Annotated in this window: 7 protein-coding genes and 1 pseudogene (1 of these 8 cut by a window edge); 6 read left to right on the forward strand and 2 right to left on the reverse strand. The window is 66.9% G+C overall.

Going from position 1 to position 12,634, the window contains the following annotated elements; genetic code table 11:
• Positions 1-60: 60 nt before the first annotated feature.
• On the reverse strand, positions 61-462 hold the full coding sequence (locus A2X88_06625; GenBank protein ID OGP32887.1) for a hypothetical protein: 402 nt from the start codon (positions 460-462) through the stop codon (positions 61-63).
• Between the two features lie 200 nt (positions 463-662).
• On the opposite strand from A2X88_06625, the gene A2X88_06630 reads away from it, so the two are divergent.
• Genes A2X88_06630 through A2X88_06645 form a run of 4 tightly spaced genes read left to right on the forward strand, consistent with a single transcriptional unit; the run spans position 663 to position 7,067 of the window.
• Positions 663-1,295, forward strand: a complete 633-nt coding sequence (locus tag A2X88_06630) for a hypothetical protein (GenBank protein OGP32888.1) — start codon at positions 663-665, stop codon at positions 1,293-1,295.
• Entirely contained in the window at positions 1,292-2,638 is a 1,347-nt protein-coding gene (locus tag A2X88_06635; protein ID OGP32889.1) for a hypothetical protein, read from the forward strand. Before A2X88_06630 ends, A2X88_06635 begins: the two co-directional genes overlap by 4 nt.
• Before the next feature lie 26 nt (positions 2,639-2,664).
• On the forward strand, positions 2,665-3,903 hold the full coding sequence (locus tag A2X88_06640; protein ID OGP32890.1) for a hypothetical protein: 1,239 nt from the start codon (positions 2,665-2,667) through the stop codon (positions 3,901-3,903).
• Complete coding sequence (locus tag A2X88_06645; GenBank protein OGP32891.1) at positions 3,900-7,067, forward strand: RND transporter; 3,168 nt, start codon at positions 3,900-3,902, stop codon at positions 7,065-7,067. Before A2X88_06640 ends, A2X88_06645 begins: the two co-directional genes overlap by 4 nt.
• A 70-nt stretch (positions 7,068-7,137) precedes the next feature.
• On the opposite strand, the gene A2X88_06650 is transcribed toward A2X88_06645, so the two are convergent.
• On the reverse strand, positions 7,138-8,286 hold the full coding sequence (locus tag A2X88_06650) for a hypothetical protein (GenBank protein OGP32892.1): 1,149 nt from the start codon (positions 8,284-8,286) through the stop codon (positions 7,138-7,140).
• A 458-nt stretch (positions 8,287-8,744) separates the two neighbouring features.
• Between A2X88_06650 and A2X88_06655 the strand changes: the two genes are divergently transcribed.
• Positions 8,745-9,593: a hypothetical protein gene (locus A2X88_06655; GenBank protein ID OGP32893.1), complete on the forward strand. Its 849-nt coding sequence runs from the start codon at positions 8,745-8,747 to the stop codon at positions 9,591-9,593.
• Positions 9,590-12,634: pseudogene (locus A2X88_06660) on the forward strand (nitrate reductase subunit alpha) (it continues 609 nt past the right edge of the window). The gene A2X88_06655 and the pseudogene A2X88_06660 overlap by 4 nt, the downstream one beginning before the upstream one ends.

Genomic DNA, 12,634 nt, shown 5'->3' on the forward strand with positions numbered 1-12,634 from the left:
AAACAATCCCCTCCGCGTGTGGAAGATCTACGGAGGACCGCTAACCGCCGGAGAGCGATCTCAGGATCCGCTCGCGCGCCTGCGCGGGCAGGGTGTCCCGGGACAGTCCCGCCGGGGGATCCTCCGGGACGGCGATCCGCCGGACTGGTTCGCGGAGAGGGTGGACAGGCACCGGCGGAGGTGATCGAGAAAATCGGCCTGCCTGCAGAGTTCGGCCGGATCGCCCCGCCAATCCGCCGGTCCGGTCTTCCAGTGCCCCGCGGCGTCGAAGGGAACGGTCTCCGGACCCTCCCCGTGGAGAACTTCCCGGGGCATCCTGCGAAAATGATCGGCGATCTTGTGCTTCGGGATGCCGACCAGCCAGGTTCTCTCGGAGGAGCGGCCCGAGAAGGAATCCCGCCCCCGAAGGGCGGCGAGCAGGGCCTCCTGTTTCGTCATGGCAGGCATCCCCTCGTGTTTCATCCCCCATCTTCCAAGGTTTCATGGTTCCCCCTTTCCTTCGTATGGTTGTTTGAGGAGTAGTCGTTTCCCGGTGGGAAACCTTTCATCGGCCCGGCGAAGGTCTTGCCCCGGCCGGGGCCGGGTATCCCATTGACAGGACCCCCTCCGCCGTTTATCGTGTCTGGACCGACTGAGTGCTCACTCGGTCAAGGGGGGGGTCGTTGGGGGATACGAGCAAGCGTTCCGCCATCCTGGATGTCGCTTCCCGTCTGTTCGCGGAAAAGGGGTACGACAAGACCCCGACGTCGGAGATCGCGCATGAGGCGGGCGTCGCCGAGGGGACGCTCTACCACCACTTCGGCAGCAAGGACGGGATCTTTCTCACCATCTTCGACGAACTGCTGAAGGAATACCTGACCGGCGCGGAGGCGCTCGCGGCGGAGGGAACAACCGGAGCGGAAACGCTGACCGCGCTGATCCGGTTCCACTTCGAGTTCCTCGAGCGGAACAGGACCCGTTTCCTCGTCATCCTCCGGGATTTCCCGAACCATCTTGCGACGGAGAGCGCCGGGAGACCCGCGGAAACCCGACACCGCTTCAACCGGATGACGGATCTTCTCTCCGGTGTCCTGTCCCGGGGGGCGGACGACGGCACCCTTTCCACGCGGTTTTCCATGCGGGACACGGCGGGGCTTCTCCGGGGAATCCTCTACGGGACCACGCGGCACAGCCTGCTCGGAATCATCCACGTCCCCCTGTCGCGGCTCTCCCCCATGGTCGAGGAGTACAGCCTCCGGGCGCTCGCTCCGGAGGGCGGGACGGGGCGGAAACGGAAGGGGGGGCGAAGGAAATGAGCTCCGGGATCCTCGTTCCGAACACCGCGGGAAGGATCGTCCGGAGACTCCTGCTGGCCGGGTGCCTGACCCTGGCCTTCCACCCATGCGGCGCGGAAGGGGGCGCGGCGAGCCCGCCGCTTCCCGCGACGGACAACGCCCCCGGGGCCCGAACGGTCTGGGACCTCGAGAACGTAGTGGGGATCGCCCTCGCCAACCATCCCCTGGTGCACCAGGCCGACGACGAGACCGCGGCAGCCGCCGCGAGGAAGGGACAGGCGGGGGCGCTCTACTATCCCACCGTCAGCCTCTCGACCCGGTACTCGGAGTTCGAGGGCTTCTCTTCCTCCACCGGCCGCAGCTTTTCCACCTCGGCCGTCAACGCGGGGGGGAACCTCTCCCAGGTGATCACGGATTTCGGGCGCAGGAGAGCGGGCCTCCGCCGGGCCGACTCGCTGCTGTCGGCATCCAGGGAGACGGGGAAGGTGACCCGGGAGGAGGTCGCCTTCCGGGCGAAGGTCGCCTACTTCAACATCCTGCGCGCCCGGAGGATCCTGTCGGTGAACCGCGAGACCGTTTCCCAGCGGGAGGCTCTGCTCCGCCAGGCCCAGGCCTTCTACGAGGCCGGGATCCGGGCGAGGATCGACGTGGCCCGCGCCGAGGCGAACCTCTACCAGGCCCGGGCGGAGCTAACCAGAGCCGAGAACGAATTGCGGGTGGCGAGGATCACCCTGCTGAACCGGATGGGGATCGACGGCCCCCGGGAGTTCGACCTCGTGGACGCGCTCGCGACGGAGACGTTTCCCGGCACTACCGGGGACTGGGTCCGGGAGGCGGAGGAGAACCGTCCCGAGCTGCGGGCCCTGGTATACCGCCTGCGGGCCGCCGAGAGGGCCCTGCAGGCCGCCCGCGCGGAGCATCTTCCCTTCCTCACGGCCAACGGCGGCTACGGATATTCGAACGAGGATTTTCCCCTGAAGAAAACCCACAACATCTCCCTCCTGTTCGAGGTTCCGGTGTTTACCGGGTTTCTCACGAGCGAGCGGGTCCGGGAGGCGGAGGCAACCGTGTCCTCGGCGAGGCACGCCGTGACCGACGAGCGGCGGCTGGTCCGGCTCGAGGTGGAGGCGGGGGCGCTCTCGATGGAGGAATCCCGGGAGCGGATCGCCGCGAGGGAAAAGGAGCTCGAGGCCTCGGGTGAAAACCTGCGGCTGGCCACCGGCCGGTACGAGGTGGGAGCGGGGGACATCATCGAAATGATCGACGCCCAGGTGCAGAGCACCCGGGCCGACACCGGGCACATCGACGCCCTCTACGACTACAGCGTTTCCGTCGCCGCGCTCCTGCGCGCGATCGGCCGGTGATCCCGGCGACAGAGGAGTTCTCCGACATGAACGAGCGGTCCATGAAGCACAGGACGGGATTCGCGGCGCTTTTCCTGGCCGCCTCGCTTCTTCTTTCTGCCTGCGGTCAGAAGTCCGCCGAGTCGCAGGCCGGGGCCGGGAAACCGGCCGCGGAACGGGAACCGATCCCGATCGAGACGGCCCTCGCGCAGCGCGCCGAGATCCAGCGGAAGGCCGAGTTCGTGGGATCGCTGGCCGGCGTCGAGGAGCTGACGGTCTCCTCCGAGGCGGAGGGTACGGTCGAGTCGGTTCGCGTCGACCTCGGGGACCCGGTGGCGAAGGGGCAGCTCCTCCTGACGCTGGCGCCGGACGAGTTCCGGTTCCGCCGGGACCAGGCCGGGGCCGAGGTCGACCAGGTCGCCGCGAAGCTGGGGATCCCCCCGGACGCCGGGTCGGTCGACATCGAGGGGACCTCCCTGGTCCGGAAGGCGGCCGCGGAATACGGGAACGCGAAGACCGACCTCGAGCGCCGCCGGGAGCTCTTCGAGAAGAAGCTGATCGCCCGCAAGGAGGTGGACGACGCGGAGGCGAGATTCCAGGTCGCGGAGGCGAACCAGCGGGCGGCGCGCGAGGAGGCGAACAACCTTCTGGCCGTGCTCCGCGGCAGGCGCGCCCAGTTTTCCCTCGCGGAGAAGAAGCTCCGCGACGCCGAGGCGAGGTCCCCCGTCCACGGTTCCGTGCAGGAGCGTCTCGTATCCGCCGGGGAATATGTGAAGGCGGGGACCCCCCTCTTCCGCCTCGTGAACGACCGGCCGATCCGGCTGCTGGGGGAGGTGCCGGAAGCCTTCGCACCGTCCCTTCGGCCCGGGCTCCCGGTGGAGCTTTCGGTGGACGGGCATCCGGGGAAGCTCTTCCGCGGCACCCTGCAGCGGATCGCCCCCTCCTCCAACGTGTCCAACCGGGCGATCCAGATCGAGGCGGTCTTCCGGAACGAAAGCCGGGAGCTCAAGGCCGGCTTTTTCGGAAAGGGGGCGATCGTCCTCCGGGTGGACCGTGAGGCGGTGACCGTCCCGAAGCAGGCCGTGATCACCTTCGCCGGGATCGACAAGCTGTTCGTCATCTCCGAAGGGGTGGCCCGGGAGAGGAAGGTGCGGCTCGGCGCCGACCTCGGCGACCGGGTGGAGGTGACCGAAGGGGTCCGGGCGGGGGAGGCGGTGGCCGTATCCGGCCTGGGGAAGCTCGTCGAGGGGGCCGCCGTCCGGGTGCCCGAGGGGAAGGCCGGATGAAGCTCTCGGAGATCTGCGTCCGCCGCCCGGTCTTCGCGACCATGCTGACGGCGGTCCTGGTGGTGCTCGGGATCGTCTCGTACACCCGGCTCGGCGTGGACCTGTTCCCCAACATCGACATCCCGATCGTCACCGTGACCACGATGCTCAAGGGGGCGAGCCCGGAGGAGATCGAGACCACGATCACCAAGCCGATCGAGGAGGCGGTCAACACCATCTCCGGCATCGACGAGCTGCGCTCGGTCTCCCGGGAGGGGGTTTCCGACGTGGTCGTCCGGTTCGTCCTCGAGCGGGACGGGGACGTGGCCGCGCAGGACGTCCGGGACAAGATCGCGACCGTGATCCGGAGTCTTCCCGAGGGGACCGACCCTCCGGTGGTCGTCAAGTTCGACATCGACGCGGCCCCGGTGATGACGCTCGCCGTGTCGGGGAACCGGGACCTCCGGGAGATCACCAAGATCGCGGACGACCGGGTCAAGCAGAACATCGAGACCGTGAACGGCGTGGGGGCGGTCCGGATCGTCGGGGGGAGGAAGCGCGCCGTGAACATCTACCTGAACCCCTCCCGCATGGAGGGGTTCGGGCTGACGGTCCCACGGGTCAAGGCCGCGCTCGCCGCCCAGAACCTGGAGATCCCCGGGGGGCGTGTCGACGCGGGGACCCGGGAGATGGTCCTCCGGACGATGGGGCGGATGCCGGCCGTGGAGGATTTCCTGCGGCTGATCGTGGCGAACATCGGCGGCCGACCGGTGACGATCGGGGACATCGGGAGGGTGGAAAACGGGGAGGAGGAGGCGCGCTCGCTGGCCCGGTTCGACGGAAACCCCTCGGTCAACCTCATCGTCCAGAAGCAGTCCGGGACGAACACCATCGAGGTGATCGACAAGGTCAAGAAGCGGCTGGCCCTCCTCCAAACGACCCTTCCCGCCGACATCCGGATCGATCCGATCCGCGATCAGTCCCGGTTCATCCTCCGCTCCATCCACGAGGTCAAGACCCATCTGGTCCTGGGTGCGATTCTCGCCTCCCTGGTGGTCTTTCTCTTCATGGGGGGGGACTGGCGGTCCACGCTGATCGCCTCGGTGGCGATCCCCACGTCGATCGTGGCCACCTTCACCGTCATGCAGGCGCTCGGCTTCACGCTGAACAACATCACCCTCCTGGCGCTGACCCTATCGGTCGGCATCGTCATCGACGACGCGATCGTCGTGCTGGAGAACATCTTCCGGCACGTCGAGGAGCTGGGGACGAAGCCCCGGAGCGCCGCGGTGGAGGCCACCGCGGAGATCGGGCTGGCCGTCTCGGCGACCACCCTCTCCCTCGTCGTCATCTTCCTTCCCGTCGCCTTCATGTACGGGACGGTGGGACGGTTCTTCCGCTCGTACGGCATCACCGTCGCTTTCGCGATCCTCATCTCCTGGTTCATCTCCTTCACCCTGACGCCGATGCTCTCGTCCCGGTACCTCAAGGTCGCGCACGGCGACGGCGCGAAGCCCCGGAAGTCGTCCAAGGAGAACCGGTTCTACCGGGCCGTCTCCGATGCCTATCTCGCCATCCTGAGGAAATCCCTTGCGCACCGCTGGGCGGTCGTGGCGATCGCCCTGCTGGTCATCCTCTCCTCCGTTCCGCTGGTCCGGGCCATCGGGAAGGATTTCATCCCCTACGACGACCAGGGGGAGTTCGAGGTCTACTTCCAGACCCCGGAGGGGTACACGCTCGAGACGTCGGATGCGCTGGTCCGGGAGGCGGAGGCGGACATCCGGAAGGTCCGGGGGGTTTCGCACCTGCTCACCTCCATCGGGGACGTGGCGGAAGGGGACGTCACCCAGGGGACGATCTACGTCCGCACCGTGGAGCTGGAGAAACGGCGGTACTCGCAGTTCGACGTCATGAAGGATGTACGCGTCGCTCTCGCGAAGTATCCGTCCCTGCGCTACTCCGTGCAGAACATCTCGGCGATCGGCCGGGGCAGCGGAATCCGGCAGACCCCCGTGAACTTCACCCTGAGCGGGCCGGAGCTGGGGAAGCTCCAGGAGTACGGCGACCGGATCGTCGGGGAGATGAAGAAGGTCAAGGGGTTCGTGGACGCCGACACGACGCTGTCGAACCGGAAGCCGGAGCTGCGCGTCTACGTGGACCGGAAGCGGGCCTCCGACCTGGGGGTCCAGATCCAGGACATCGCCTCGTCGCTGAACATCTTCGTGGGAGGGGAGAAGGTCACGAAGTACAAGGAGGAGGCGGACCAGTACGACGTCTGGCTGCGCGCCGACCTCCCGTACCGGCGTTCGGTGGGAGGGGTCGCCGACCTCCCCGTTCCCTCGTCGAAGGTGGGGAAGGTCCGGATCCGCGACGTGGGGGTCCTGTCGCCGGAGCTCGGACCGGCCCAGATCGACCGCACCACGCGGCAGAGGCAGGTGACGATCGTGTCGAACCTGGAAGGCCTCCCGCTGGGAGGCGCCATGGACCGGATCCGGGAGATCGTAAAGGGGGTCGATTTGCCCCAAGAGTACCGGATCGAGTTCTTCGGGAGGGGGAAGACGCTGCAGGAGACGCTCGTGAACTTCCTCATTGCCCTGCTGCTCTCGGTCGTCTTCATGTACATGGTGCTGGCCGCCCAGTTCGAGAGCTTCCTCCACCCGGTCACCATCATGCTCGCCCTGCCGATCTCGATCCCGTTCGCGCTGCTGTCGCTGCTTCTCCTGCAGGAGTCGCTGAACATCTACAGCATCATGGGGCTGTTCATGCTCTTCGGGATCGTGAAGAAGAACGGGATCCTCCAGGTGGACTACACGAACACGCTGCGCTCCCGGGGCGTGGAGCGGGACGCGGCGATCCTCGAGGCGAACGCAGCGAGGCTGCGGCCGATCCTGATGACCACGATCACGCTGATCGCCGCGATGATCCCGATCGCCCTCGGGAAAGGGCCGGGCGCCGCCTCCCGGGCCTCCATGGCGAAGGTCATCATCGGGGGGCAGGCGCTCTGCCTGCTGCTGACCCTGGTCGTCACCCCGGTGGCCTATTCCCTCTTCGACGACGCGGGGAACCTCTCGTTTCTGCGCGCCTGGCGGGAGCGGTTCGAGCGGAAGGAGGACCGGTTCTGGGGGTGGATCAAGCGCCGCAAGCCGGCTGCCTTCCCCGGTCCGGGGGAACGGGAGGACGGCTGATCCCGGGGCGGTTCAGGTTCTCAGATATCCATTGAAGCGGCGTGGTTTCGGATGGAGTGCGCCGGTCGCCTCATTTGCGGTCCGCTTCCGGTTTCCCCCCGTGAAAAATGCGCCAGAAGACGAGCCCGGCCAGGAATCCGGCCGTGACGTTCACCGACAGGATCAGCCCCGCGGTGATCAGCGCCGTCAAAAAATTCTCCCGGGACGACAGATCCCGGGCGGGAAGGGACAGTTCCAGCCCCGCGAAGACGAGGAGGCCTCCGAGGATGCTCTGCGGGAAGTTCTGGAGAGGGGCAAGAAGCGTCGCCGCCGCCACCCCGATGGCCATCTTCATCCCCCCGAGGAAGACGACCGACCCGCCCGTCCGTGCCCCGAAATAGTACTGCCCCGCCAGCCCTCCCGCGCCATGGCACACCGGCATCCCCCCGAACCAGCACGAGATCAGGTTCATGACTCCCACGCTTTGCGCCATCCGCGCCTCGGGGATCTTCCTCCCGGGGAACAGGTCCCCGGAAAGGGCGCAGACGGCCACGATGGAGTTGAGAAGCGTAAGCGGCAGCTGGGCGATCGTCCCTTTCGTGAATCCTCGCCACCAGTCGGTGGGGGAGGGGACGACGAGTTCCGGGGTCCAAGGGGCAAGGTCGAGGTTCCCGAACAGCTCGGGCCGGGAGACCCGAAGCAGGACAAATCCGAGAAGGAACAGGATGAGCGCCGCCGGCACCTTTCGGCGGAAAGAGGAGAGGACGATCAGGGAAACGGCGATCCCCCCCACCAGGAGGCTGTCCCAGCCGATGAGCGGAAGGGGAAGAATGGCCTGCACCCCGGCCAGGAAAAGCTTGAAACCGATCCCCAGCTGGATTCCCCGGACGACGGGCCGGGGGGTAAGCGAGAGGACCCGGCCTGCGTGGGGAAAGATCCCGATCAGGAAGACCATTCCCCCCATGAGGATGCCTGCCGCGGCGATTTCCGCCGGGTGCATCCCCTCCGCGATCGCCACCGCCGCGATCGCCTTCATCGGCTGGACGGGGATCGGGAGCCGGAAGAGAAACCCGGTTACGACGTTCCACAGCCCCGCGAAGAAGAATACGGGGGCGGGGGAGAGCCCGCACTGGGTGATGTACCCGAGGGTGAGAGGAAGGAAGGTCCCGAGGTCTCCCAGGGAGCCGGAGATCTCCTCCCGGGTGAACCGGAAGCCGGAAACGGGAGCGTCACCCTTCAACGGAAGCCGCAGCCTTTCCGAGCGCGATCGTCGTCATGCCTGTCCGGTTTCTCCTTGACCCGGAATGGGAACGGAAAGGTCATTGTACCAATCCTCCGGAGGGAAATGGACGTCCAGGAACTCCGCGATCCCTGGGAGAAATTTCCTTCCGTTCTTGACTTAGGTCAAGGACTTTAGGACGAGGGGACGAGAAAAATTAAAACGTCGTCTTTTTATTGATATCACCCTGTCGCGGAGGGGCCGATGGTTTCCGGAACGGTCCAGGTGCCGGAGGAAGGGGCCGAGCAGGCGTAACTCCTCGGCCCCCCGGGCGCCGCGAGGGGAGTGAGGATCGGATCTCCACCGGTCCGGGATCGAGAAACCGCCGAGGGATCTATCGGCGGTATGCAGCAAACCGAACAACGGTATATCCTCGGGAACCCCGCCGAGAGAGGAGGGCAGCACCCGTGAGGAAACGCTTGTGGGCGATCTTCTTCCTCTCCTGCGCATGCGCCTTTGCGGCGCCCGCCCTGGGCGTCCATCTGTCCCCCCTGGCGGAGCGGGGAGAGGCGATCTTCCAGAAGAACTGCTCCGCCTGCCACACCGTCGGCGGCGGCCGCTCCGCCGGACCGGATCTCGCGGGCGTCACCTCGAGACGGGACCATGCCTGGCTCGTCCGGATCATCACCGCCCCCGGGGCGCTTCTCGACAGCGGAGACCCCGTGGCGGGGAAGTTGCTCGAGGAGTTCCGGGGCCTCCGGATGCCGGACTTGGGGATTTCCCCGGATGAGGCGGAAGCGATCCTTGCGTACCTCTCCGGGCAGAGCGCCTCCGCGGCGACCGCTGCGAAGCCCGCCCCGTCTCCCGGAGAGGCGCCTGCTCCGAAGGCGGGCGACCCGGAGATCGGTCGAGCCGTTTTTTCCGGAACGACCCGCTTTGTGAACGGCGGGGCCGCGTGCGTGGCCTGTCACGCAATCTCCCCCCTGCCCGGGATGGGCGGCACGCTCGGGCCGGACCTGTCGCAGACGTATGCCGACTACGGCGATGAGGGGATCACCCCCGTCCTGGCCGCGTTCCCCTTCCCCTCGATGAAGCCGATCTACGATGCCCGTCCCCTCACTCCCGAGGAGCAGGCGCACCTCAAGGCGTTTCTGCGGGTATCGGCGGAAGGGGAGCCGGAAGAGGAGAAAGGGGGTTTCCTCCTGCTCGGGCTGGGAGGGTTCCTTCTCGTGACGGGACTTGCGCACGTCGTGTGGCGGAAGAGGCTTTCGGAGGTCCGTCGTCCGCTCCTGCGAAGGGCGGCGGGGCCGGGAAGGGGTAACGGATGAGCTGGATCAGGGACATTGCGGACCCCCGGAACCGCCGGTGGGAGGAGTTCTACCGCAACCGCTGGCAACATGACAAGGTCGTCCGCAGCACCCACGGCGTCAACTGCACCGGCGGCTGCTCCTGGATGGTCCACGTCAAGGACGGGATCATCACCTGGGAGCTCCAGGCGACGGACTATCCCCGCCTGGCGGGGGATCTTCCCCCCTACGAGCCGCGCGGCTGCCAGCGGGGGATCTCCACCTCCTGGTATGTCTACAGCCCGATCCGGGTGAAGTACCCGTACGTCCGGGGAGTCCTGATGGACCTCTGGAGGAAGGCCCGGGCGAAGCACGACGATCCCGTCGCGGCCTGGACCTCCCTCGTGGAGGACGGGGAAAGCAGGCGGGCGTACCAGCGGGCGCGGGGGAAGGGAGGATTCCGGCGCGCCTCCTGGGAGGAGGTCCTCGAGATCATCGCCGCCAGCGCCCTCCACACGGTGAAGCGGCACGGGGCCGACCGGATCATCGGGTTCTCCCCCATCCCCGCCATGTCCATGCTGAGCTACGCGGGAGGCTCCCGGTTCCTCCAGCTTCTGGGCGGCGTGAACCTGAGTTTCTACGACTGGTACAGCGACCTCCCGCCCGCTTCCCCGGAAGTTTGGGGGGAGCAGACCGACGTCGCCGAGAGCGCGGACTGGTACAACAGCAAGTACATCGTGGTGATGGGGGCGAACCTGGGGATGACCAGGACCCCGGATGTCCACTTCGCAGCCGAGGCGCGCCACAACGGAAGCAAGCTGGTCGTCCTCTCTCCCGACTTCAGCATGGTCTCGAAGTATGCGGACTGGTGGATCCCCCTCAACGCGGGACAGGACGGCGCCTTCTGGATGGCGGTGAACCACGTGATCCTCAAGGAGTTCTTCGCGGAGCGGCAGACGCCGTACTTCGAGGAGTACCTCAAGCGGTATTCCGACGCCCCCTTTCTCGTCGTGGTGAACCCCGGGGAAGGCGCGGGACGGGAGGGATCCGCGGCGGACGTAAAGCGGCTCCTGCGGGCCCGAAGCCTCGACCGGTATCGGGACGTGGAGAATCCCGACTGGAAGTTCCTCGTCTGGGACGAAACCTCCGGCGGCCCCCGGATGCCGCAGGGCACCATCGGCTACCGGTGGCAGGAGGAGAAGGGGAAGTGGAACCTCGAGATGAAGGACGGGGTGGACGGCCGGGAGATTTCCCCCCTTCTTTCGATGCTCGGCGTCCACGACGATGTCCTCCCGCTCGAGGTGGCCGACTTTTCGGAGAACCGGACGTTTGCGCGCGGAGTCCCGGTGAAGTACGTCGAAACGGACGGGGGAACGGTGGCCGTGGCGACCGTGTTCGACCTGATCATGGCCCAGTTCGGCGTCTCCCGGGGACTTCCGGGGGAGTATCCGGAACGGTACGAGGACGAGGCGATTCCGTATACCCCCGCCTGGCAGGAGAAGTTCACGGGGATCGAGGCGAAGACGGTCCTCCAGTTCGCCCGGGAATTCGCGTCGACGGCGGAGAAGACGGAGGGGCGCTGCTCGATCATCATCGGGGCGGGCGTCAACCACTGGTACCACAACAACCTGATGTACCGCGCCGGGATCGTGAGTCTGATCCTGTGCGGATGCGTGGGGAAGAACGGCGGAGGGCTCAATCATTACGTCGGCCAGGAGAAGCTCGTCCCCATGGCTCCCTGGGGGACGCTGGCCTTCGCCCTGGACTGGGGCAAACCCCCGAGACTCCAGAACGCCCCGTCGTTCCACTACGTGCATTCCTGTCAGTGGCGATACGAGCGGGGCTTTGACGAATACAACTCCCCGCTTACGGCGGGGGCGGGCAACGGCGACGGGCGGCTCAACCGGGGTCACACGATGGACCTCCAGGCGAAGGCCGTCCGGATGGGGTGGCTCCCCTTCTACCCGCAGTTCAACGAGAATCCCCTCGACATCGTCCGGGAGGCGGAAGAGGCGGGGGCGAAGTCGGACGGGGAGATCGTCCGCCGGGTCACGGAACGGCTGAAGGAAGGGAGCCTCCGCTTCGCGGTGGAAGATCCCGACGCCCCGGAGAACTGGCCGCGCCTGTGGATCATCTGGCGCGGGAACGCGCTGATGGCGAGCGCCAAGGGGCACGAGTACTTCCTCCGGCATTACCTGGGGACGCACGACAACCTGGTCTCCGAGGAGGTCGGGAAGGGATCCGCCGCGGAGATTTCCTGGCGCGAGCCGGCGCCGGAGGGGAAGCTCGACCTGGTGGTCGACATCAACTTCCGGATGGACACGTCGGCCCTCTACTCGGACATCGTCCTGCCCACCGCGACCTGGTACGAGAAGAACGACCTGAACAGCACCGACATGCATTCCTACATCCATCCGCTGTCCGCCGCGGTTCCCCCCTGCTGGGAGTCCAGGAGCGACTGGGACATCTTCAAGGCGATCGCGGAGAAGTTCAGCGACCTCGCGCGGGTGCATTTCCCGGAAAAGGTCCGGGACCTCGTCGCCGCTCCCCTCATGCACGACACGCCGGCCGAGCTCGCCCAGCCGGTCGTGAAGGACTGGAAGGCGGGGGAGTGCGACCTCGTCCCCGGGAAGACGATGCCGAACCTGGTCGTCGTCGAGCGGGACTACGCGAACCTGTACCGAAGGTTCATCTCCTTCGGGCCGCTGGCCAGGAGGGACGGCATCGGCGTCCACGGGCTTTCCTGGCCGATCGAGGACCTCTACGATGAACTCGCGCAGAGGCGTCCCACGGCGGAATGGAACGGACGGACGTATCCTTCCGTGGAGGAGGCGGTCGACGCGGCGAACCTCATTCTTCACCTCGCCCCCGAGACGAACGGGGAGGTGGCGTACCGGGCCTTCAAGGCGGAGGAGAAGAAGGTGGGACTGCCTCTCGCCGACCTGGCGGAGGGGGTCCGGGAGGTGCGGTTCACCTTCGAGGAACTCCAGCGGCAGCCGAGGCGGGTGCTCACCTCGCCCTGCTGGACGGGAATCACCGCAAAGGGGAGGGCGTACTCCGCCTTCTGCCTGAACGTCGAGCGG

This window comes from Deltaproteobacteria bacterium GWC2_65_14 (genome assembly GCA_001797615.1).
In the GTDB taxonomy this organism is placed as follows: Bacteria; Desulfobacterota; Deferrimicrobia; order Deferrimicrobiales; family Deferrimicrobiaceae; genus GWC2-65-14.

Coding starts and splice junctions, on each gene's coding strand:
- A2X88_06625 (OGP32887.1), bottom strand. CDS start 462: ATGAAACACGAGGGGATGCCTGCCATGACGAAACAGGAGGCCCTGCTC.
- A2X88_06635 (OGP32889.1), top strand. CDS start 1,292: ATGAGCTCCGGGATCCTCGTTCCGAACACCGCGGGAAGGATCGTCCGG.
- A2X88_06640 (OGP32890.1), top strand. CDS start 2,665: ATGAACGAGCGGTCCATGAAGCACAGGACGGGATTCGCGGCGCTTTTC.
- A2X88_06645 (OGP32891.1), top strand. CDS start 3,900: ATGAAGCTCTCGGAGATCTGCGTCCGCCGCCCGGTCTTCGCGACCATG.